The organism is Anoxybacillus sp. ST4, assembly GCF_019448545.1.
Taxonomy (GTDB): Bacteria; Bacillota; Bacilli; order Bacillales; family Anoxybacillaceae; genus Anoxybacillus; species Anoxybacillus pushchinoensis.
Genome location: NZ_JAHZOE010000103.1, coordinates 1 through 255, shown reverse-complemented (window position 1 = coordinate 255; position 255 = coordinate 1). Strand labels below are relative to the sequence as shown.

Genomic DNA, 255 nt, shown 5'->3' with positions numbered 1-255 from the left:
TGAAAGAGAACCTGAAACCGTGTGCCTACAAGTAGTCAGAGCCCGTTTATGGGTGATGGCGTGCCTTTTGTAGAATGAACCGGCGAGTTACGATCTCGTGCGAGGTTAAGTCGAAAAGACGGAGCCGCAGCGAAAGCGAGTCTGAATAGGGCGTATAGTACGAGGTCGTAGACCCGAAACCAGGTGATCTACCCATGTCCAGGGTGAAGGTAGGGTAATACCTACTGGAGGCCCGAACCCACGCACGTTGAAAAG

The 255-nt window shown here is 52.5% G+C and carries 1 rRNA gene; it reads left to right on the top strand.

What is annotated here, in order from left to right:
• Window positions 1-255, top strand: a 23S ribosomal RNA gene (locus tag K1I44_RS15190); the annotation flags it as partial.